The organism is Corynebacterium sp. (genome assembly GCF_030530965.1).
In the GTDB taxonomy this organism is placed as follows: Bacteria; Actinomycetota; Actinomycetes; order Mycobacteriales; family Mycobacteriaceae; genus Corynebacterium.
In genome coordinates this window covers 1-20,104 of sequence record NZ_JAUMTY010000006.1, presented here as the reverse complement: position 1 = coordinate 20,104, position 20,104 = coordinate 1, and the positions used below count along the sequence as shown (strand labels likewise).

General features: G+C 60.4%; 19 protein-coding genes and 1 tRNA gene. 13 read left to right on the top strand and 7 right to left on the bottom strand.

The window, feature by feature from the left end; genetic code table 11:
• The first annotated feature begins 181 nt into the window (after positions 1 to 181).
• The 5 genes from Q3981_RS02400 to Q3981_RS02380 all read left to right on the top strand — a co-directional run bounded on the left by Q3981_RS02400 (position 182) and on the right by Q3981_RS02380 (position 5,430).
• Positions 182 to 1,432: a dicarboxylate/amino acid:cation symporter gene (locus Q3981_RS02400; RefSeq protein WP_303123597.1), complete on the top strand. Its 1,251-nt coding sequence runs from the start codon at positions 182 to 184 to the stop codon at positions 1,430 to 1,432.
• A 31-nt stretch (positions 1,433 to 1,463) separates the two neighbouring features.
• Positions 1,464 to 2,522, top strand: coding sequence for a dTDP-glucose 4,6-dehydratase (rfbB, locus tag Q3981_RS02395; protein ID WP_303123509.1), 1,059 nt, complete (start codon positions 1,464 to 1,466; stop codon positions 2,520 to 2,522).
• A gap of 409 nt (positions 2,523 to 2,931) precedes the next feature.
• Positions 2,932 to 4,254: an MFS transporter gene (locus Q3981_RS02390; RefSeq protein ID WP_303123507.1), complete on the top strand. Its 1,323-nt coding sequence runs from the start codon at positions 2,932 to 2,934 to the stop codon at positions 4,252 to 4,254.
• An 83-nt stretch (positions 4,255 to 4,337) separates the two neighbouring features.
• Positions 4,338 to 5,027, top strand: coding sequence for a dTDP-4-dehydrorhamnose 3,5-epimerase family protein (locus Q3981_RS02385; protein ID WP_303123505.1), 690 nt, complete (start codon positions 4,338 to 4,340; stop codon positions 5,025 to 5,027).
• 94 nt (positions 5,028 to 5,121) lie between these two features.
• On the top strand, positions 5,122 to 5,430 hold the full coding sequence (locus tag Q3981_RS02380; RefSeq protein ID WP_046203210.1) for a DUF4229 domain-containing protein: 309 nt from the start codon (positions 5,122 to 5,124) through the stop codon (positions 5,428 to 5,430).
• Positions 5,431 to 5,468: 38 nt separating this feature from the next.
• Here Q3981_RS02380 and Q3981_RS02375 read toward each other — a convergent pair whose 3' ends face one another.
• Positions 5,469 to 6,458 (bottom strand): 1,4-dihydroxy-2-naphthoate polyprenyltransferase, encoded by a 990-nt coding sequence (locus Q3981_RS02375; protein WP_303123501.1) that lies wholly within the window; start codon positions 6,456 to 6,458, stop codon positions 5,469 to 5,471.
• 96 nt (positions 6,459 to 6,554) lie between these two features.
• On the opposite strand from Q3981_RS02375, the gene Q3981_RS02370 reads away from it, so the two are divergent.
• The gene (locus Q3981_RS02370) at positions 6,555 to 7,466 is read left to right on the top strand and encodes a glycosyltransferase (RefSeq protein ID WP_303123499.1); all 912 of its coding nucleotides are present in this window, start codon (positions 6,555 to 6,557) and stop codon (positions 7,464 to 7,466) included.
• 21 nt (positions 7,467 to 7,487) lie between these two features.
• Here Q3981_RS02370 and Q3981_RS02365 read toward each other — a convergent pair whose 3' ends face one another.
• The 6 genes from Q3981_RS02365 to Q3981_RS02340 form a co-directional block, all read right to left on the bottom strand.
• On the bottom strand, positions 7,488 to 8,783 hold the full coding sequence (locus tag Q3981_RS02365; RefSeq protein WP_303123497.1) for an AMP-binding protein: 1,296 nt from the start codon (positions 8,781 to 8,783) through the stop codon (positions 7,488 to 7,490).
• Positions 8,784 to 8,852: 69 nt separating this feature from the next.
• Positions 8,853 to 9,158 (bottom strand): hypothetical protein, encoded by a 306-nt coding sequence (locus tag Q3981_RS02360; RefSeq protein ID WP_012732494.1) that lies wholly within the window; start codon positions 9,156 to 9,158, stop codon positions 8,853 to 8,855.
• 323 nt (positions 9,159 to 9,481) lie between these two features.
• Positions 9,482 to 9,934: a DUF3349 domain-containing protein gene (locus Q3981_RS02355; protein WP_303123492.1), complete on the bottom strand. Its 453-nt coding sequence runs from the start codon at positions 9,932 to 9,934 to the stop codon at positions 9,482 to 9,484.
• A gap of 12 nt (positions 9,935 to 9,946) precedes the next feature.
• Entirely contained in the window at positions 9,947 to 10,213 is a 267-nt protein-coding gene (locus Q3981_RS02350) for a hypothetical protein (RefSeq protein WP_221913234.1), read from the bottom strand.
• Positions 10,213 to 11,412 (bottom strand): inorganic phosphate transporter, encoded by a 1,200-nt coding sequence (locus Q3981_RS02345; protein WP_303123489.1) that lies wholly within the window; start codon positions 11,410 to 11,412, stop codon positions 10,213 to 10,215. Before Q3981_RS02345 ends, Q3981_RS02350 begins: the two co-directional genes overlap by 1 nt.
• A gap of 98 nt (positions 11,413 to 11,510) precedes the next feature.
• Complete coding sequence (locus Q3981_RS02340; protein WP_303123487.1) at positions 11,511 to 12,488, bottom strand: 1,4-dihydroxy-2-naphthoyl-CoA synthase; 978 nt, start codon at positions 12,486 to 12,488, stop codon at positions 11,511 to 11,513.
• Positions 12,489 to 12,550: 62 nt separating this feature from the next.
• Here Q3981_RS02340 and Q3981_RS02335 point away from each other — a divergent pair, with 62 nt between their 5' ends.
• The 7 genes from Q3981_RS02335 (at position 12,551) to Q3981_RS02305 (ending at position 19,936) form a co-directional block, all read left to right on the top strand.
• Positions 12,551 to 13,708, top strand: coding sequence for an o-succinylbenzoate synthase (locus Q3981_RS02335; RefSeq protein ID WP_368410049.1), 1,158 nt, complete (start codon positions 12,551 to 12,553; stop codon positions 13,706 to 13,708).
• Positions 13,709 to 13,753: 45 nt separating this feature from the next.
• Positions 13,754 to 15,748 (top strand): 2-succinyl-5-enolpyruvyl-6-hydroxy-3-cyclohexene-1-carboxylic-acid synthase, encoded by a 1,995-nt coding sequence (gene menD / locus Q3981_RS02330; RefSeq protein WP_303123483.1) that lies wholly within the window; start codon positions 13,754 to 13,756, stop codon positions 15,746 to 15,748.
• A gap of 106 nt (positions 15,749 to 15,854) precedes the next feature.
• Positions 15,855 to 16,427, top strand: coding sequence for a DUF3592 domain-containing protein (locus Q3981_RS02325; RefSeq protein WP_303123480.1), 573 nt, complete (start codon positions 15,855 to 15,857; stop codon positions 16,425 to 16,427).
• Positions 16,428 to 16,505: 78 nt separating this feature from the next.
• Complete coding sequence (locus Q3981_RS02320) at positions 16,506 to 17,687, top strand: glycosyltransferase family 1 protein (protein ID WP_303123478.1); 1,182 nt, start codon at positions 16,506 to 16,508, stop codon at positions 17,685 to 17,687.
• A gap of 60 nt (positions 17,688 to 17,747) precedes the next feature.
• Positions 17,748 to 18,437 (top strand): demethylmenaquinone methyltransferase, encoded by a 690-nt coding sequence (locus Q3981_RS02315; RefSeq protein WP_303123476.1) that lies wholly within the window; start codon positions 17,748 to 17,750, stop codon positions 18,435 to 18,437.
• Between the two features lie 334 nt (positions 18,438 to 18,771).
• The gene (locus tag Q3981_RS02310; RefSeq protein ID WP_237698480.1) at positions 18,772 to 19,701 is read left to right on the top strand and encodes a polyprenyl synthetase family protein; all 930 of its coding nucleotides are present in this window, start codon (positions 18,772 to 18,774) and stop codon (positions 19,699 to 19,701) included.
• Positions 19,702 to 19,854: 153 nt separating this feature from the next.
• A tRNA-Tyr gene (locus Q3981_RS02305) sits at positions 19,855 to 19,936 on the top strand.
• The last annotated feature ends 168 nt before the right edge of the window (positions 19,937 to 20,104 follow it).

The following is a 20,104-nucleotide window of genomic DNA, read 5'->3' as shown; positions in this document are numbered from 1 at the left end:
TAGTTCCCGCCCGGCCAACACAGCTCAATCATCTGCGACAACGGGCGCGCCGCACGGCGAAACCAGCGAAACCAGCGAAACCAACGGGACTAAGGGTGCTAGGGGAAACAACAAGACCGACAAAGCAGTGGCCAACAAGACCAGCACCCCAGACGACACCACCACCCAGCCCAAAAAGTCCATCGGCCAGCGCATCCGGGGGAACCTTTTGTGGCAGATCATCATCGCGATCATCGCCGGCATCGTTTGTTCGTTGTTCTTCCCGGATTGGCTCGCGCGCGTGTTCGTCACGTACAACAGCCTGTTCAGCAACTTCCTGAGCTTCTTCATCCCGGTGCTCATCTTCGCGCTGATCACGCCGGCGATCTCCGGCCTGGGCCGCGGCGCCGGCAAGTGGTTAGCAATCACAACGGGCGTCGCATACGGCTCGACCATCTTCTCGGGCCTGATCGCCTTTGGTACGGCGTCTGTAGTGTATCCGTGGTTGCTGAAGGGCGACGACCTTTTCAAGGCAAAAACTGTCGACGACGGCGCGCTCAAGCCGTTCTTCGAAATTGAGATGAAGCCGCCGTTCGAGGTGATGACGGCCCTGCTGCTGGCGTTCACCATCGGCGTGGCCATGACGGCGGTGAAGAGCGACACGCTGTACGCGGGCGCGAAGGACCTCGAGCGCGTGATTATGCGCGTGATCAGCAAGTTCGTGATCCCACTGCTACCACCGTTCATTTTCGGCATGTTCCTGTCGATGGGTATGAACGGCAATTTGACGAACACCCTGGTGTCGTTTGCGAAGGTCATTGTGCTGGCCATCCTCATGACGGGCATCCTCTTGGTGCTGCAGTTCTCCGTGACAGGGGGTATCGCGAAGATCAACCCGTGGCGCGCGTTCAAGAACATGATCCCGGCGTACCTCACCGCGCTGGGGACGTCCTCGTCGGCCGCGACCATCCCGGTCACGTACGAGTGCTCGAAGAAGAATGGGGTCGATCCGACGGTCGCCGGGTTCACGGTGCCGTTGTGTGCGACGATTCACCTGGCTGGATCGATGATGAAGATTTCGCTGTTCGCGTTCGCGATTGTGCAGATGGCGGACATAGACACGACGCCGGCGAAGATGATCGGCTTCGTGCTGATGCTGGGCATCACGATGATCGCCGCGCCGGGCGTGCCGGGTGGCGCGATCATGGCGGCGTCGGGGTTGCTCTCGTCGATGCTGGGCTTTTCGGATTCCGAGGTTGCGATCATGATCGCGGCGTATATCGCGATCGACTCGTTTGGCACGGCGTGCAATGTTACTGGCGACGGTGCCATCGCTCTGATTATCAACCGCATGGTGGGGGATAAGGGCATTAGCCGTAAGGAGCTCGAGGACACGCCGACGTATGAGGACGCGATTGCGGAAGCAGAGGCCCGCGAAGCTGCGATGCAGTAGCCGCGCCGGGCGCTGAGGTACGGTGTTTGCCATGCGCACTGTCTTGGTTACCGGCGGAGCTGGTTTCATCGGCTCGAATTTCGTTCATTACACCCGGGCGCACTATCCCGACGTGAAAGTCGTCGTCCTCGACGCGTTGACCTACGCCGGTAATCCGGAGAGCTTAAAGCCCGACGCCAACCTCGAAGGTGCGGGATCCGCCACGTATCCCGACTCCGACCTCTGCGAACTGGTCGTCGGCGATGTGTGCGACCAACCCCTCGTCGACAAGCTGGTGAAGTCGGCCGATCAAGTTGTGCATTTCGCCGCGGAGAGCCACAACGATAACTCGCTGCGGGATCCGGCGCCGTTCCTCAAAACCAATATCGAGGGCACGGTGACGGTGGCGTCGGCGTGCGTGAAGTACGACGTTCCCCTCCACCACATTTCGACGGACGAGGTGTTCGGGGATCTGCCGATCGGTTCCGATGAGCGCTTCACGGAGAGTTCGCCGTATCGCCCGTCGTCGCCGTATTCTGCGTCGAAGGCGTCGGCGGATCATATGGTTCGTGCGTGGGTGCGCAGTTTCGGGCTGAAGGCCACGATCTCGAATTGTTCGAATAACTACGGGCCCCGGCAGCACCCGGAGAAGCTCATCCCGCGGCAGATCATCGGACTCATTGGCGGGCGACGGCCACGCGTGTATGGCACCGGCGAGAATGTGCGCGATTGGATCCATGTGGACGATCACAACAGTGCCGTGTGGACCATTATCGACGCTGCCCGCCGCGATCCGGCGCTGTACGGCCGCACGTTTCTTATCGGCGCTGATGGGGAGCGCTCCAACCTGGAGATCGTGGGGGATCTCCTCGAGGCATTTGGCCGGCCGCGCGACGATTTCGTGCATGTCACGGATCGGCCGGGTCATGATCGTCGGTACGCGATCGACCCGACGCGGCTCCGCACTGAGCTGGGGTGGGAGCCAATTTATTCTCTTGCCGACGGTCTGCGCGAGACGATTGAGTGGTATCGGAGCAATCACACGTGGTGGGAGGTTGCGGCCAAGGCTGCTGAGGAAAAGTATGCGCTCACCGAGAGGGAGATCGGGTAGGTCGGGCATGACCAGGCATTTCGTGGCACCTTGTCCTGTGCGCCGCGCGAAGGTAATTAACAACCCTAATTAGGGTGTTCTTTTGTTAATACTTTGTTTCCTTCGTTTAGATAGCTCATCGTTCGTGCTAGATGTATTAATACCATTCTTGTGAGGGGCAAGGAGTTTAACGGTCACCATAAAGCTGAGTCTTTTAACAATGAGGTGAGCATAGTGCCATCTCATTTTTTGAAGGTCCTTTTGTGCTCTTTAAACAGCTTTGTGGAAGATCCGCGCTCAGCCTCCTCTGTAGCGTGTACTCATACTTTTTCTAGTGAGGTAACCACTTAATGAGTTTATTGTTTGGCAGTTCGGATTCGAACAAGAACTGCTGTCCACCCCCCATATTCAATGAGAATTATGGAGCGTGATGAATAAACTATCGTTTAAATCAACTTTATCGCTCCTCTTTTTAGCCGCATTAATCTCTGGAATAGGCGACGGGCTGATCCCCATTGCTTTTGCGCTTCAGGCCCACCGAGTAGATTCTTCCGGTCGAGGCTTGACGATGGTGCTCATCGCTTTATGGTCAGGCCGATTTATCAGTTCCTTGGTAGTGCGCAAACTGCCGCCGCCAATTCGCCCCGTGGGTTGGATGTTAAGTAGCGACTTTGTTCGCCTGCTGGCTCAGTGGGGATTAGTTGCCTGGGTGCTCGTCCAGGGTGATTCGATTGCCTCGTTTGCCGTCTCAAGTTTCGTGTACGGATGCGCCTCTTCGTTCTTTACGCCGGCTCGCTTCGGGTTGCTGGCGCTGTTGTTCACGGATTCGCAGCGCACGCGCGTTAACGGGACCTTGTCGATCCTCGGTGATGTTTTATATATTGCCGGCCCACTAATCGGCACTGCAGCGGTAATCACATTGGGTTTTCGTGCTGTATTACTTATCGACGGAGCTACGTTTCTGATGGCAATGCTGTTCGTATTGCCATTCTTTAAGGTGCGCAGAAATTCGGCGACCGACGAGGCTCCCGGAACCGATGAAGCTGAGGAAGCTACACAGGCTTCCGATGCTGACCACGCTGACCATGCCAACAACGCCGACTCCGCAAGCACCGACGCAACCTCTTCTCAAACCAAGGTAAACAACGCAAAGAAGCCCACCGCGGTGTTGCCCCGTTGGGTGCAGGTGGGGCTCGGTACATGGCTAGTGGCCTCTCTTGTCAACGGTTTCCTCGGCAGCGCTGGCCCGACATGGATCATGAACTCGTTCGACGAGAAAACGTGGGGCTTCATGGCTACCGCCCTGGCTATCGGTTCACTGCTAGGCTCAGCCGCCACGATTTTAAGGAAACTGGATCGAGTCCGTTTCACAACCTTGCAATTCCTAATGCTGCTGTTTTTGGCCGGGCAGCTTTTAGCGCTGGCCTTCTCTCCAGTGTTTATTGTCATTGCCCTGGTCGGCGCTGTTGCATCCTTACTTATGACTTCTGCCGGCGTCTCCTGGGACTCGTTGGGGCAGTCCCTAGGAAAAGACGAACTCGTGCATCAGTTTGCTACGAAAGACCAGCTGGTTTTCACTGCTGGGACCCCGCTTGGCATGGTCTTGTTCGCTGCGCTCTCTGGTCACCCACACATGTCCGCCCTCATTCTGTCTGTCCTCTTGGTAGCAGCGGCGATTGTCAGTTGCTTGCCGATAGCACGTTCGCCGCGCGTGGCGGACGTGACGGATGACCCATCTGCACTGGGCACATAAAACCGGCAGCCAATCCACCAAGCGACCGCCCGGCACCCGTGCCACCCCGCACCCCACGTCACCACCCCACTAGGCTGGTGAGCATGACGTCCCGACTTGAAGTTCAGGAACCCGACCAGCACGCAACGTACGTCGCCACCCCGATCCCGGGAGTGTTCATCTTCTATCCCACTGTTCACGCTGATCAGAGGGGTAGTTTCCACGAGTGGTACAAAGCGGATGATTTCGCCGAAGCCCTCGGCTACCCGTTCTTCCCGGAGCAGGCGAACATGAGTGTGTCGGCCCGCGGCGTCGTGCGCGGCATCCACCTGGCCGAGGTTCCCCCAGGTCAAGCGAAGATGGTGACCTGTCCCGCCGGGGCCCTCAGCGACATCATCGTGGACCTGCGCAAGGGTTCCAGCACCTACGGCAAGCACATCGTCGTCCCTCTCAACCAGGACAATCACGCCGTCGTGTACCTTCCCGTAGGCATCGGGCACGGGTTTGTCGCGCACGAGGACAACACGGTCGCCACGTATCTGACCAGCACCGCGTACGACCCGTCGCGCGAGTTCGGGGTGCGGATAACGGATCCCGCCCTCGGCATTGATTGCCAGGCACTGCTTAACTCCAGCACGATCGACCCGATTTTCTCAGAGAAGGATCGCGTCGCTCCTCTTCTTGCCGACGTTGACGACCGGCTTCCCACCTGGGAGGACTGTAAACATTTCGAGGATGAATTACGCAACGGGTGGGCATTAGCGAATAGCGAAGCCGGCGTCGACACGGAGTAAATGACTTTTTATTGCCGACGGTAACCGCGCGACGATCAACGCCGGACCGAGTCCAGTTGACCTCGCGCCGGGCTGAACCGCTAATCTGGCATACGTGAATGAGGACACGACGCAGCCAACCGAGAAACCGACCCGCCCGTGGAAGGACATTCTGCTGTATGGGCTGGCCCGGCTGTTATTGTTCTTCGTCCTGACGGTGGTGATCGCGTACGGCGCTTACCTGGTGGGCGCGCCGATGCCCCTCATGATTAGCGCCCTTCTGGCTCTGATCGTGGCGCTGCCACTGTCCATGTTCTTGTTTAAGGGGCTGCGTAGGCGCGTGACCACGGAAATGGCCTCGTGGAATGAGCAACGTCGCGCCCACAAGGAATACATCAAGAGCCAGCTCGAAGACCGGGAATAGGGAATAGCCTCGCGCTTAAAGCGCGCGCCTCAACGCACCTATCCCAACCAGAGCGCGAGCGTAGTGACAAGGGCCCACACCACCATGGCCCGCCCAGTCATTCCGAGCACAGGAATGAGGTCTTTCCCCTCGGCGTGGGAAACGATCGGTCGCGCAGCCAGCCCCAAAACCGGTGCTGCCACCAGCCCAATCAGAGCCCACGGCGTCGCAATAAACGCCAGCAATATCGACGCCACAACAGGCACGGCCGCGAGAATGCACCACAGCGTCCGGCTCCCGCGGTCCCCCAGACGCACAGCCAGAGTGATTTTGCCCGTGGCTTCGTCGCTAGGAATGTCGCGCAGGTTATTCGCTAAGTTCACCGCCGCTGAGACCGAGCCGATAGCGACCGCGATCGCCACCCCCGCCCAGTTAACACGGTCGGCCTGCGTGTACTGCGTGCCCAGCACGGCGACCAGCCCGAAGAACACAAAGACGGCCACTTCGCCCAACCCGCGGTACCCGTAGGGGTGCTTGCCACCCGTGTAGAACCATGCGGCCACCACGCAAGCCACGCCCACCAGGATCAGCCACCAGTGCCCACTGATCGCGCACAAAATCAGGCCCGCCAGCGCCGCCACGCCGAACGCCACAAACGCCGCGTGCTTCACGCCATAGGGCTGCACCAGCCCCGATGCGGTCAACCGGAACGGCCCGGAGCGGTCGTCGTCGGTACCCCGAATTCCGTCCGAGTAGTCATTGGCATAATTCACCCCAATAACCAGAAACCAGCCAACGATCGCCGCAAGGATCGCTCGTATTATCGACGCTTGCCCCGTGAGCGCTGCGGCCCCCGTACCTGCGATGACAGGGGCAAAGCCGTTGGCCCAGGTATGCGGGCGGGCGGCCTCGAGCCAATCGTGGGCGGTCACCGTGCGTGAAGGTGTGCGCGGAGGTGTGCGTCGTGACGACGTCTGAGCGTCGAACTCGGAGCCGTTATCGGAGGACGATGAGTCCGGTGTGCTGGGCTGGTCGGGAGTGTGGGGCATGGTTCTATTGTGACGCATCGCGGGCTTGAGGAGGAGAGCCGGGTAGGCTCGTGTGTCGGGAATTTTTCGTTTCATTCCACCACGGAAGGATTATGCGTGCAGCAGGTCAGTTATTTTTTAGGCCAAGTGGTCAGTTTTTTCCTGACGCTCGCCCGGCTGATTCCGCTGCGCGTCCACAACGAGTTCGACGGCAAGCCGATTCCGCAGTCCGGCCCGGTGACCATTTCCGTGACGACGCATGGCCCGCGGGTGAACAAGGTGTGGTACACCCTGGAGTCGCTGGCCCGGGGGACGGTGTCTGCCCCCATCGTGTTGTGGCTTGATAAGGACGACTACGAGCGGCCCCTGCCGGAGCGGCTTCAACGACTGGTGGACCGGGGCCTGCAAATCCGCTGTTCAGACGGTAGTTTTGGGCCGCACACGAAGTATTGGCCGCTCTTCCGCGAGCGTGTCGCGTCGGCACGCGATTCGGGAATGTCGGAATTAGTCAGCGAGGATTTGCTGACGTTGCGTGTCGCCACGGCCGATGACGACATTATTTACCCGGAATGGTGGCTGGAGCGCTTGCTGGAGTGCGCGGATGTGAGCCCGCATGATGTGATCGCTTATCGGGCGCACCGGGTCTGCGTAAAGAAGGGGGCGCTGGCGCCGTATGCGCGCTGGCCTGCGGTGAAGTCCTGCCGGGCGTCGATTGCGAATATGGCGACGGGCGTGTCCGGGGTGCTCTACCCGCTGCCGTTCATGGCGTTCGTGGTGGATCAGGGTGATTCTTTCCGACGCCTCGCTCCGAAGGCTGACGACATTTGGCTGCACGCGTGCGCGGTCCGGTCGGGCACCAAGGTGAGGCAAGTTTTCGGCCAACAGCGGAATTTCGCGGTCGTGCCGACGACGCAGTTCAACGCGGCTCTAGTTGTTCGCAATGTGTGGATGGGTGGCAATGATGTGCAGGCCAGCCGTGTGTACACCGACGACGACATCGCGGCGCTGAAGCAGGCCAGCGCGTTATAACGCGCTAGTGTCGCGTGGCACTCAGCAGTGTTCCGCGGTACTGAGGATCTGCCGCAGTGCGTGGCGGTCCGTTTTCCCTGGTCCGCGCAGTGGAATCTCCTTAACAATCGCGATCGAGGTTGGTAGGGCGTAGGAGGGAAGGTCAAGTTGCTTTCTAATTTGTCGCGTTTCCTCGCGGTCGAGGAAGTACGGCGTGTTCTCCCGCGCTCGTTCGATCACTAAACACACGCTTTCGCCCCATTCCGCCGAGGGGATGCCCAGCACGGCGCAGTCAGCGTAACCCGCCCGCCGAGCTGCGGATTCAACGACCTCCGGCAGGACTTTCAGGCCTCCCGTGTTGATGGCTTGGTCGTACCGGCCCAGAATCTCTAGTTTTCCATTGTGTATCGTCCCGATGTCATCGGTCACAAACCACCCATCGACGAAGGGGTTGGAGTTCTCCACGCGCTCCCCGGACGATGCAGCCTGAGGCGACGATCCGAAAAGGTCGTCGGCATTGCGATACCCCGTGGCCAGGGTCGGCCCGCCGAGAAGCACCCGTCCCTCGTCGTCAGCCCCAAGAGGCTGGATCTTCACCGACGTACCAGGGAGCGGCGTCCCGTCGTACACCATTCCACCAGCGGTTTCCGAGGATCCGTAGGTGGTAATTATCGTCCACCCCACATCCGTGCACTTTTTCCGCAGCGAAGGACTCAGCGGTGCTCCGCCGACGAGGATGCCGTCCAAACTCCCGACCGCTTCAATAATCGTCACGGGGGAGTAGCCACCCTTGCCACTAGCGCTGCCCGTTCCGCCCGCGTTTCCAGTTCCGAGCGCCTGAATTAACCGTCTGACCTGCGTCGGAACCAGAGAACAGTATCGTCGTGGCCCGGTCATTCGGTGGATCGCGTCGATAAAAGCACCCGGCGTAAACGGTTGGGTGATGTCCATGAGCACTGGTTCGTAGCCCGCTGCTAGGGACCGTAGGAGGACTTGTAGTCCGGCGACGTGGTCGGGGGGTAGGGCGAGTAGCCATTGTCCGGGTCCGCTGAGGACTTGTTCGGTTGCCGACGCCGATGCGGCAAGCGCGGCCGTGCTGAGTTGGGCGCCTTTGGGAACACCGGTGGATCCTGACGTGGACAGAATGAATGCGATGGAGGCGTCGATGGGTTCGCCGGCCCGCATGACGTCGCGCAGGAGCGTCGCCCGGTCAGGGTCCTTAGCAGGGAGAGGCAGCAGCGAGGCCTCACCGTTTAAAGCTTGTTCTAGCTGGGGATATAGGTCGGCAACTGTGGCGTTTGCTGGGATGGGCAGTGGTACCAGTGGCCGAGTATTCACGGTGAGGCAGTGTAGTGAGGGGCAAGAGAAAACCCAGCCACCGGGGTGAACCAGTGGCTGGGTGAAGTGTTAGTCGGCGATGAAGCCGAGGCTATCAAGCGTGACGAAGATGGTGTGAATCTCTTCGCGGGTGGCTTTACGCTGGTGAACAGCGTAGAAAGCTTGTGCCGCGTCTGCAGCCGTTGATGGAATGTGCCCTTCGGTGACGAGGAGATTAACCACGTCGGCAGTCTTCGTCTTGGTAACGGGCTCAGCAAGTGCAACCGCTGAACGGCCGTCATGCTCCGAATGTACACGGCCAACGACGTCCACAGGGGTGAATTGTTGGTCGCTGATGCGAAGCCAGTTGATGAAACGCATGATGCTGCTTGCCATTTTCTTCCCCTCCTTTATGAGGTCGTATGCGGGTTCCCAAAAGCGTGGTACGCGAGCCTCTTTATCCGGCGTTACCGGCCCAAACGCTGCTTGGTGCGTCTGCCGAAAACGTCGCTTGAAGGTATCAAGTGAAGCCGTCAGCTAAGACTTCCGGTTGGAACCGTCGGGTGAAGGTGCCCTACGTGTGAAATTAGATAAAAAGCACTCTAGATGAAATTGTTGGGGTAGTCAAGCATTGACTACACCCTCAAATTTCGTAGGAAATCCTGTCACTGTGATAGACAAAAATGGACTTCAGTCACATGCGTCCCTGGATTCGCGCCTTAGGCACCAGCGACGTCGAAACCGCCATCATGGAGTTTTGCCCTCACGCGGGCAAGATCGTCCTCCGTCGGCGTTTGAGACATTGTCGTCTCAATGTAGCGGTGAATTTCCTGCTCGGTAATAGGTTTTCCCTGGTCACGGTGGGCATCCTGCTTAGCGACGATGGTCGCAGCTATGCGGTCAATATCCTCTTCGCGTAGATCTTGCTTGAGGACGTACATGATCGCACCGGCGTCACCGTCGGGAACAGCTGCTGGATATCCAACGCGTAACCACTCAATGAAACGGAGCAGCCAGTGTTTATGTTCCAGCTCTCGTTGTTCGTCGATGGCTCGTTGGGTTGCCGCTGAAAAAGTCCCAGTTGGGGCGTGGTCTTTCTCAGTGGCGTCGGGGTTGGTGGTGGATCTTCGGTTCGGGGTGGATTCTGAGGTGGGGTGTGAACCAGTGCTCATCTCTAGGGTCCTTTAGTGTCCGCCGGACGTGCCGTAAATGTTGATACCTGTGTAGTGAGCGATTGTTGCGTTGGTAATCCACAGCACCCCGGCGATGATGACTGCCAGGCAGAGCGCGTAGATCACCCACGCCAAAATGTGGCTTATTCCCTTGGTGTGCTGCCCTTCCGCGGAGCCGGCAGCATCAAGGCGAACACCGAGGGAGAACAGGGTGGGAAGCCCAGCCCCTAAAACCAGCGCGACGACGAGGACAGTGAGGAGTGAATGGAGGGTAGACATTACCGGGCGACCTTTCGCTCTTCAGCGGGAATAACGGAGTTGGAGTGCTCGTCCCACTCTGCGTTGACGTTGTGGGAGGACACTTTGTTCTTGCGGGACTGGTGGTAGATGTAGCCAGCCAAGGTCACCAGGATGGCGAAGGCCGCCACAACGCCGATGAAGTCGGTGGTGGCCAGCCCGACAAGGTGGGCAACCAACCAGGTCAGGGCGCCGACGATGGCCGCGCAGGGGAGCGTGATCACCCAGGCGGTCGCCATGCGGCCGGCAACTCCCCAGCGGACCTCCGCGCCTCGACGCCCCAGGCCGGTGCCCAGGATCGATCCGGTCGCGACGTGCGTCGTCGACAAGGCCATTCCGGCGTGCGAAGAAGTAAGAATAATTGCAGCTGAGGAGGCTTCTGCTGCCATGCCCTGAGGGGAGTCGATTTCGACGAGCCCTTTGCCCAGGGTGCGGATCACGCGCCACCCACCGGTGTAAGTACCCAAAGCGATGGCGGAGGCACATGCCGCGATGATCCACAGAGGCATGTGGGTGTCGGCGTCGATTTCGCCGTATGCGGCGAGGGCCAGGAAGATGACGCCCATCGTCTTCTGGGCATCACCGGTGCCGTGGGCAAGCGAGACCAGCGAGGCCGTGGCGATCTGCCCGATGCGGAAGTGGTCGTTCTTGTTGTGTTCCTCGACGCTATCGGTGATGCGGTAGATCAACCAGGTGCCGCACGCGGACACCACGCCGGCGACGAAGGGCGCGGCCAAGGCGGGGATGATGATCTTGCCGAGGATGTTTGCCCAGGCCACGCCACCAATTCCCAGGGATACGAACGCGGCGCCGATCAACCCGCCGAAGAGGGCGTGAGAGGAACTAGAGGGGATTCCGAGCAGCCAGGTCAGCAGGTTCCAGACGATGCCGCCTATAAGCCCTGCGAAGACGACAAGAAGGAGTTTGTGCGCGTCGCTTTCGCTACTCAGATTGAACTGATCGAGATTAACGATCCCTTTACCGACGGTTTTTGCCACCTCGACGGAGAGGAATGCGCCGATGAGGTTGAGGATCGCCGACAATGTGACTGCGACTTTTGGTGTGAGAGCGCCGGTGGCAATGGACGTCGCCATTGCGTTTGCGGTGTCGTGAAAACCATTTGTGAAGTCGAACGCGAGCGCGGTAGCGATCACTATGACGAGGATGATCAGTTCGGTCACAGCGAAAGTATCCTCCCCGGACTATGTAGCAGCCAAACTGTGGCGGCGCCGTTAAGATTCCGTTAACTTTCCGGGGGTGGCAAATGGGGGAGGTTTGGTTAGTAATAGTAAGGGAACTCGTCCCAGTGCGGCGGCCGCTTCTCCAGAAAGGAATTCCTGCCCTCCAGCGCTTCGTCGGTCATGTACGCCAAGCGCGTGGCCTCTCCGGCAAACACTTGCTGCCCCATAAGGCCATCGTCGGCAAGATTGAACGCAAACTTCAGCATCCGCTGTGCGGTCGGGGACTTGGAATTGATCGCGCGCGCCCACTCGATGGCAACATCCTCCAGCTCAGCGTGGTCGACGACTTCATTGACGGCGCCCATCCGGTGCATGGTCTCGGCATCGTAGGTCCGTCCGAGGAAGAAGATCTCGCGCGCAAACTTTTGCCCGACCTGCTGGGCAAGGTACGCAGAGCCGTATCCAGCATCAAACGACCCCACGTCGGCGTCGGTCTGCTTGAACAACCCGTGCTCGCGCGAGGCCAACGTGAGGTCGCACACCACGTGCAGGGAATGCCCGCCGCCGGCCGCCCAACCATTGACCAGCGCGATCACCACCTTCGGCATCGTGCGGATCAGCCGTTGAACCTCAAGAATGTGGAGCCGTCCGCCCTCTGCTTTGGCACGAGCAGTATCGACGCCCGACGCGTCGGCGTGCTCGACATCGGAATTGTGCTCGGTGGCGTATTGGTACCCGGAACGGCCGCGAATCCGCTGATCCCCGCCCGAGCAGAAAGCCCACCCGCCGTCCTTCGGCGACGGACCATTGCCCGTTAACAAAACAGTGCCGACGTCGGGACTGCGGCGAGCATGATCCAGCGCTCGGTACAGCTCATCGACGGTGTGAGGGCGGAAGGCATTGCGCACTTCCGGCCGGTCGAACGCGATGCGGACGATGCCGTCGGCGCGCTCGGTCCCGATGTGGCGGTGATACGTAATGTCTGTGAGGTCCTCGAACCCGGGAACCGGTTTCCACAGCTCGGGGTTGAAGGGCTGGTCAGTGTCGGAATGGGTGGCGGAGTGTTCGTCTGACATACCGATGAGGATACTGACAATCAGCGCACGGTTATGTCTGGCCGGCCGTTAGGGTAGAAGTCATGTCTCGCATGGACCTGCCCAATAGTGATTCCCGGCCTGCATCGTCGCATGAAGTCCCCCGCCAGCGTGGATCTGTGTCAGGGGCCGCGAATGGACCCGCATTTGGGCCCGCGACCTGGCCGGATGGTGTATCGCTCCCGTCGCTCGATGAGGTTTGGGAGCGCGCCCATGTTGTCCAGTTGCCGATGAATATTCGGTTCCGCGGAATCATGCAGCGCGAGGTCATGCTTATCGACGGCCCCCAAGGCTGGTCCGAGTGGGGCGCTTTCCTGGAATACGGTCCGGCCGAGTCCGCGATGTGGTTGGCGTCGGCCCTCGAGATGGGTTGGGTGGGACCACCTGCATTGTCGCGCGAATGGGTGCCGGTCAACGGGACGATCCCCGCGTGCGACCCCGCCCGCGTGCCCGAACTCCTTGATCGATACTCGGGCATTTCGACGGTCAAAGTGAAGGTAGCGGAAAAGGGGCAGACTCTCGACGACGATTGCGCCCGGGTTCGTGCTGTCCGCGAGGCCCGGCCCGACATCAATATCCGCGTCGACGCCAATGGTGGGTGGACCGTGGCGGAGGCCCATGAGGCCGTTCGTCGATTCCTCCGTGACGGGCCCTTGGACTACGTGGAGCAGCCGTGCCCTCGGCTCGAAGATCTCGCTGACCTGCGGAACATGCTTGCCGACGAGGGGCTGAGCGCCCGCATCGCCGCCGACGAGTCCATACGTAAAGCGTCGGATCCGTACCGCGCGATACGCATGGGGGCCATCGACGTTGCCGTGGTGAAGGCCGCGCCGCTCGGCGGTCCGCGCAACGTGATCGCGGTGGCGGAGGAAGCGCGCAAGCATGGTGTGGCCGTGACGGTGTCGTCGGCAATTGATTCGGTTGTCGGCATGTATGCGGGCCTGTGCGCGGCGTCGGCGGTCGATAGTCAGCCCGCTGGTCTGGCAACGGGTGCTCTGATGGCCGGTGATGTCGGTGATTCACGACCCATTGTCGACGGAATGATGGCTGTGGAGCCGCGGATTCCCGATCCGGATGCGCTGGCGAAGTATCGCGCCCCGGAGGATAGGGTGCAGTGGTGGAAAGAGCGCCTGGCGTCGGCGTGGAAACACGTGCCGGGTGCGTCGGGTGCGTCAAACATGCCGGGAAATGTGGCCGATTAAGGCTGATGGTTAAGGCTGAGTAACAAGGTGGAAAGATCGTTCTCCATGAGTAGTTCCGGTGGTGCTCCTGCCTCCATCATGACAGCAGCGATTATTGTCGACGAGCTGATCCGTTGCGGCGTGCAGGACGTGGTCGTGTGCCCGGGTTCCCGTTCGGCACCGTTGGCGCTGGCCTTCTCCGAAGCCGCGGCACGTGGCGAGATCACTCTTCACATGCGTACCGACGAGCGAACCGCGGCGTTCTTGGCGTTGGGCTTGGCGCAGACCGAGGGCGGTCCGCGTCGGAATCGCCCAGGTATTCCCGGTGGCCACCACGTTGTGCCGGTGGTGATGACGTCGGGAAGTGCGGTGGCGCATTGTGCACCCGCGATGGTGGAAGCGCAGATGTCGCACCTTCCGCTCATGGTGTTGTCGGCGAATCGCCCCTGGTCATTGTGGGGGACGGGGGCGAACCAGACGGTAGATCAGCGGTCAGCTTTCCGGGATACCGCCGTGCGGACGGAGGGGATTGACACTGCTACTCGACGCAGCGATGCCTGGCATGTGATGCATCGGGAGGTCCGCGCTGCCGTTGATAGGGCGGTGGTTGCGGCGACGGCCGCGGGCGTGCGTATGCAGGTGCAGGCTGCGACCCCCGAGGACGCTCACCCCGCCAATGCTGTAGAGCTGCCCTTCCGCGGCCCGGTGCACATTGATGTGCCCTTCGATAACCCATTAGTGCCGACGGACGACGACCAGCTCCGTGAGGCTGCCCAGTCTGCGCACCGGTTGGGCCGACCGGATGGAGGAAGTTGGACGCGTTTCATCGGGCGCGCGACGGTGACCTCGCCGCGAGTTCTTCACATTGCTGGGCATAATGCGCCGCATGTTGACGCGCTCCGCGGGGTACCGACGATCGCCGAGCCCACCGCCGCAGTGCCCGATGTGCCTATCCATCCTCTGGCGTTGTCGCTGTTGTCGCCCGACCACGTGGTGGTGACGGGCCGGCCGACCCTGCACCGGGATGTCTCAAAACTCCTGGCCAGGCCGGATATTCCGATCACGGTTATCGCGGATAACCCCGGCGATTACCCGGATGTCGCGCACATGGCCGGGGAAGTCGCGACGACGATCGACCTTGCGCCACAAAGCCGGCAATGGGTGGATCACTGCCGGTCGGTGGATCAGGCCGCTGCCGACGCCGTGCGCGAGGTGATCCTCCTGGACGACCTCGCTGTGCCTTCTGAGGTTGCCGAACCCGTGGAGGACTCCGCCACGGAGCCGTCCACGTCGCCCGCCGATGCGCAGTCTTCCGCACCCTCGGAGTCCTCCGCCCTCCATCGGATGACCGGGTTGACGGTCGCCGCCGCCGTCGCAGATTCTGTTCACGTCGGCGATGCGCTCGTAGTGGGGGCATCGAATCCGGTGCGCGACCTGTCGCTCGTCGGCGCTCCGTTTGATGGGGTCGAGATGTACTCCAACCGTGGGGCGTCGGGAATTGATGGTTTCTTATCGACGGCTATCGGCGTCGCGCTCTCACGGCAAGCCGCCCAGCCCGACAGTGTGAGTGCACCGCGAACCGTGGCGCTGGCCGGGGACCTGACTTTCCTTCACGACGCGACCGGCCTGAACGTGGCGGCGTCGGAACCGCGGCCGTCGAACCTGCTGATCGTTGTGGCGAATGACCAGGGTGGAGGCATTTTCGAGGCCCTGGAGCCTGGGAAGCCGGAGCTCCGCAGCCATTTCGAGCGCGTCATGGCGACTCACCACGAGGCGGATATTAAGTCGATATGCGACGCTTTCGGCATGGCGTACCGGAGGGCTGACACTGCGGAAGAGCTGGTCACCCTGCTGGAAAGCCATGCCGAGGGGATGCCGCTTAATGATGCTGGGGCCACTCGTTCGGGGAGTGGCGATCAACGCGATCAAGTACGCGATCAATATGAACCGTACGAAGGGATTACGGTGATTGAAGCTGTATGCGACCGTGCACATCGGCGTCAGACCGTAGAATCCCTGGAAGGACGCGTTGCTGTTCTGCACAGGAGTCAAGCGCAGTAACGCCAAACGCAGCAGCGATGCCAAGCACGGCAGCAGAACAGCACAACGATAAGCATATGAAAACAGATAATGACCAGGGCACGACGGCCGGGAGGTGAGTATCGGAGTGAACGCGACGACAACCCACAACATGAACGCGGGTAACGAACCCACACCTCACGGGGATCAGAAACCTCACGGCGACAAGCCGCGGAGTCCCCGTCGGACATTGTCTCGCGGTGATGCTGAAGCAAGGATCGATACTGTGGCCCGCCGATGCCGCCAGGTCGTCGCATTAATCGCGTTACTGATGACTCTGGTCTGCGCCACGCTCGTCGCCGGGCCAGTCTATAACGACATTAAGCTGCACAAAGATAAAGAAACCGCCATCGCCACGGTGAACCACGTCGGTCTGTTGCGCACAGCAATTTCATTTCGGGATAGCTCCGGAGAATTCCATTCCCCCAACACGGGAGTTTTATATCCCGGCGGATTGCACGATGGCCAGAAAGTGTGGGTGGAGTATTCCCACAGCCACCCCGACATTGTTCGAGTTCAAGGAAGAACCTGGACATTATCCCTTCTACCAGCGGTTTCGACATTTATCGTGACGGTCGCGCTGTCGATGGGAGCAATAGCGTTGATTAACCGACGCGCCGAACGGAAGAAAAATTTATACAATGGCCACCGAGATAGATGACCGGCAGCATAAAACAGCATTTCTTATCGGCAAAAATAACCGCATTATCGCGGGGAATTGAGGAAGAGAAGAAGTCGTATGCGCATTGCAATTGTTGCAGAATCATTTCTTCCAAACATCAACGGTGTCACTAACTCAATTCTCCGGGTCTTGGAATACTGCGACCGCCACGGCCACGACGCACTAGTCATCGCGCCGGGCGCTCGCGAGGTTCAAGATGAATGCCCGGACTACGCGGGTTTCCCCATTGCCCGCGTTCCCACCGTTCAGGTTCCGCTGATCGACTCACTCCCCATTGGGGTGCCGACGCCGACTGTCAAGCGGGCTCTACGCAAGTACAAGCCCGACGTGGTTCACGCGGCGAGTCCGTTCGTGTTGGGTGCCGCGGGTGCGTTCGGTGCAGCTCAACTGGGGATTCCGACGGTTGCCATCTACCAAACGGATGTGGCCGGGTTTGCGAATAATTACCACATGAAACCGCTGGCCTCGGCCGCGTGGCAGTGGACACGGACAGTGCATAACGCCTGCTCACGGACGCTCGCTCCGTCGTCGGTAACCATTCAGGAACTCCGCCACCACAAGATTAGAGACGTGTACCACTGGGCGCGCGGCGTCGATATTGAGCTTTTCTCTCCGACGAAGAGGTCGGACGCGCTGCGTCGGCAATGGGCCCCAAATGGGCAGAAAATCGTCGGCTACGTCGGGCGCTTGGCGGCGGAAAAATCCGTGTACCGATTGGCTGCTCTGCAGGACCGCGACGATATCCAGCTCGTGATCACCGGCGACGGGCCGGACAGCCAAGAATTGCGTGAGTTGCTGCCACGCGCGATCTTCACCGGCGCGAAATACGGGGAGGACCTGGCGGAGGTGTATGCCTCCTTGGACCTCTTCGTCCACCCAGGTGAATACGAGACGTTCTGCCAGGCTGTTCAAGAGTCGCTGGCGTCCGGGGTGCCCACCATTGGGCCGAGAGCCGGTGGGCCCATTGACCTCATTGACGACGGCGTCGATGGTGAATTATTGCCCGTGGAGTCCTTCGAGCAGGACCTCCCTGCGGCGGTTGATCGCCTGCTCGAACCGGATGGCTATCACGATCGATGTGTCGCTGCCCGAAACTCCGTGAAAAAGCGCACGTGGGAGTGCCTTGGTGACGAGCTCATGGGGCACTATGAGGCGGCGATTGAGTCCCCGATGGGGCAAGAAATCCGGCCGACGCTGCTGGAGAGGTGGCGCGCGGAGCGCGAGCACCGGTACGCGTAGCCACAAGGTTGGGGAGTGCAGCTCCCGTCGCAGCGGGCTCACCGGGTACTCTGGGGCCTCGTGGCTAGAGCGACGTTGGAAAAGAAACCCCGTGAAGTGGCGCGCATGTTCGATGCCGTCGGCAAGAAATATGACCTAACTAACACCGTGCTGACCGGCGGGATCGACACGCTGTGGCGAAAAGCAACGCGCAAGCGGCTCGATCCGAAGCCCGGTGAGAAAGTCGTGGACCTCGCCGCCGGGACCGGTGTATCCACAGCGGAACTATCCAAGTCCGGCGCGCTCGTGGTGGGGTGCGACTTTTCCCTGGGTATGTTGAAGGCCGGGCGCCATCGGAACGTGCCTTTAGTCGCAGGTGACGGCCTTAACCTGCCCTTCGCCGATAACACTTTCGACGCTGCCACCATTTCCTTCGGCCTCAGGAATTTCGGGGATACGGCCGCTGGGCTCCGCGAGATGGCCCGCGTCGTCAAGCCAGGTGGGCGCTTAACGGTGTGCGAGTTTTCAACGCCGGTGATCCCCGTGTTCTCGACGATCTACACGGAGTACTTGATGCGGGCGCTGCCGGCGGTGGCGAAAATTGTGTCATCGGATCCGGAGTCGTACGTGTACCTGGCGGAGTCCATTCGCGCGTGGCCTGACCAGGAGACTTTAGCGCGGATCATCCAGTCTGCGGGCTGGAAAGAGGTCGGCTGGAGGAACTTGACCGGCGGCATCGTGGCCCTCCACAGCGCGACAAAACCGCGATAAAACCCCGACGAAACCCCAAGGTGCCGACGGCCCATATCTGTGGGTTTGTTTTTGTGCGATAGGCTAGGCACGTTGTTTTAGACGGCTGCGAGCCACCATCGTGCTCGTGCGTGCTGCGTCGTACCCGATTGCCGGGCCCTACACGCAGCGCGTGCTCGTGACCATCTACCCATGCCCAACGAACGAGGATCGTGCGATGACCAGCGGACAGAGCAGTGCTGTGGAATCCAGTGTCGACGCCGTGAGAGGCGAGGTTACCGGCCTGGATTCCCGTAGTGTGGAGTCCAGTATTGACCTCGGCGACGACGAATTGAATTCCTTTGTGGCCGACGGGATGGAAAAATGCGAGAAACTGCTTATCCGTGAGTTGGATCAGGGCGCATCGTTCGTGACCGACAAGGTCAAGCACTTGGCGCTGGCCGGGGGGAAGCGCGTCCGTCCCATGTTTGCCCTGCTCGCGTCCCGTTACGGCGAGAGGCCGGGGTGCGACGACGTCATCAAGGCCGCCATCGTCGTCGAAATGACCCACCTGGCGACGCTCTACCACGACGATGTGATGGACGAGGCTGAGAAACGTCGCGGCGCCGATAGCGCGAACTTTCGGTGGAATAACTCGGTCGCCATCTTGGCAGGGGACTTCATTCTGTCGGCCGCATCGCGGTTGATGGCGTCGCTGGGTGTGAAGACGGTCAAGCACTTCTCGGAAGCCTTCGGGGACTTAGTCACGGGCCAAATGCGCGAAACCATCGGCGCGACCTCGGGCGATGAGATTGAACACTACCTAAACGTCATCCACGAGAAAACCGCGGTCCTTATCCGTTCCGCGGGCTTTCTTGGGGCGATGCACGCCGGAACCCCGGCCCCGATCCAGCAGGCGCTGGCCACATTCGGGGAGCACCTGGGCATGGTGTTCCAAATTGTCGACGACATGATCGACATCTTTTCCGACACGAGCGAATCGGGGAAGACGCCGGGCACGGACTTGCGCGAGGGCGTGCACACCTTGCCGATGCTCTACGCGATGGAGGGCGACAGGAAAGAGAATCAGCGGCTCCGTGAGATGCTTCGTTCCCCCTTGTCGACGGATGCCGACGTTGAAGAAGCGCTCGCTTTGATCGCTGCGACGGATGCGCGGGCGCGGACGGTGGCGAAGGTGGAGGAGCACGCCGACGCTGCCTTGAAGGCGCTTGAGGCGCTGCCGGATAACTCGACGACGAATGCTTTGCGCGCATTGCTGGGCTTCACGATGGCGCGTGTCGGGTAGCGACGACGGTGTGTGCTGATGCCGGATGGCGCGCGGAGTATGAATCCCCGCGAGCCGCGTCGTTAGCCTCCGCAAAATCCCTGCGTGAAGGGGTGATTTGCTGTCTAGGCCTGTATTCGTAGTAGAGTATGCAGCGCGTTCAACTGAGCGCACGCCAGATTGCCCGAGCGGCCAAAGGGAGCGGATTGTAAATCCGTCGGCTTTGCCTACGTTGGTTCGAATCCATCATCTGGCACTCATGATCCCGCCAGGGTTGCATAGTTTTGCAGCCCCGGCGGGTTTTGTCGTTGCCGGTGAGATCTCTGCCCGGGCTCGTCTTGCGAGAGTTTTCTCTAGCGGGCACTTCGTTTTCGATCTGCCACGCGCTCTGACCTGGTGATTTGTGAGTTCCATTCTGGTCGGT